This window comes from Roseateles sp. P5_B10, from assembly GCF_056400485.1.
The window spans coordinates 1-1,596 of sequence record NZ_JBFULE010001032.1 but is presented as its reverse complement, the minus strand read 5'-3'; the positions used below and the strand labels follow the sequence as shown (position 1 = coordinate 1,596).

2 protein-coding genes are annotated in these 1,596 nt (G+C 70.6%); both read left to right on the top strand.

Going from position 1 to position 1,596, the window contains the following annotated elements:
* A partial coding sequence (locus tag AC1DU6_RS30490) for a hypothetical protein (RefSeq protein WP_477861823.1) occupies positions 1–643 on the top strand: 643 nt, incomplete at its 5' end.
* A complete protein-coding gene (locus AC1DU6_RS30485) occupies positions 640–1,593 on the top strand; it encodes an MBL fold metallo-hydrolase (protein WP_477861821.1) in 954 nt (317 codons plus the stop codon). The genes AC1DU6_RS30490 and AC1DU6_RS30485, both read left to right, overlap by 4 nt.
* Positions 1,594–1,596: the final 3 nt, after the last annotated feature.

The window sequence follows — 1,596 nt, the reverse complement described above, 5'->3', positions numbered from 1 at the left end:
GCCCGAAAGCGCCGCGGCCGGCCTGTGGTCCGACGCGGGCGACCTCGCCACGCTGCTGACGGAACTGCGCAAGGGCTGGCAGGGCCGCAGCCAGGTGTTCCGCAAGTCCAGCATGCGCGCGCTGCTGGACACGCCCGTCGAGGGGCACCTCTATGGATTCAGGCTCGTCGGCGACGGCGAGCAACAGTTCCTCGTCCACTACGGCGGCACGACGGGCTACAACGCCGGCATGGCCATCAACCTGCACACAGGTGATGGTGTGGTCTACCTGGCCAACGCCGAAGCGGGCCGGGCGCTGAGCGCTGAACTGCTGGCGGCCGTGTCACGCGCCTATGGCTGGACGCAGTTCCGCGAGACGCGCGTGCGCCGGGCTGCCGTGGACGAGGCGGCTCTGCAAGGCCTCGCTGGGCGCTACCTGTTCGCCGCCATGGGGGTGCGCGTGCAGATTGAACAGGCCAAGGCGCAGCTGACCCTGGTGTTTCCCAACGGTGACCGTCTGGCGCTGACGCCCATCGCCGCCGATGGCGTGCCGCTGCAGTTCATCCATCCCACCGGCGTGCGCGTTGGCTTCCAGCGCGGTGAGGCCGGCGCGGTGACGATGCAGCTCTATGGTGACCAGGGCGTGCGCGAGGACTCGCCATGACGAAACTGCGGCGCGCGTGGGCCGCCGTGCTGTGCCTGGCCGCCGCGGCGGCGGTGACGGCGCAGCCGCTCGCGCTCGGCGTCGTCCTGGTGCCCGGTGGTTTCGAGGCTGGCCGCCAGCCCGACGGCAACAGCCTGCTGCTGCAGGGCGATCAGGGCTGGCTGCTGATCGACAGCGGCCGCCACCGCGCTCATGCCGAAGCGGCGCTCGCGGCGGCGGGCGGGCAGGTGAGGGCGGTGCTGAACACGCATTGGCACCTCGACCACCTCGGCGGCAACGCCTGGTTGCGTTCGCAAAGGCCTGGGCTTGAAGCCTGGGCGTCGCCCGCGGTAGCGAAGGCGCTGGCGGCCGATGGCTGGCTGGACCGCTACCGCCGCCAGCTGATGGAGGCCATTCCCACGGCACCGCCCGATCAGGCGGCCGTCATGCGCGTTGACCTCGAACTGCTGAACCAGGCTGCGGCCCTGCGCCCCGATCGTGAGATTGGGACAGCCTCGGCCCGGACCATCGCCGGCCGCCGCCTGCAGATCGGCATCGAAACCGCCGTCAGCGGTGGCGACTTGTGGGTGTTGGACGCGGCCACCGGCACACTGGCCGCTGGCGACCTTGTCACGCTGCCGGTGCCCTTCATGGACACCGCCTGCCCACCCGCCTGGCGCGAGGCGCTGGCACGCCTCTCCGCCCAGCCTTTCCAGCGCCTGGTACCTGGCCATGGTCCGGTCATGAGCCGCGCCKATTTCGAGCGCTGGCGTGGCGGCTTYGAGGCCCTGCTGGACTGCGCCGACCAGGGCCTGCATCCCGGAGCCTGCGCCGCCGTCTGGCGTTCACGCGTCGACACGTGGCYGGACGACGCCGGCCGCGCTCGCGTCAATGGCATGCTTGGCTACTATTTCAAGACGCTGCTGCAAGCACCGACCGAACAACGTGAGCGATTTTGTCGACGACCCTGACAT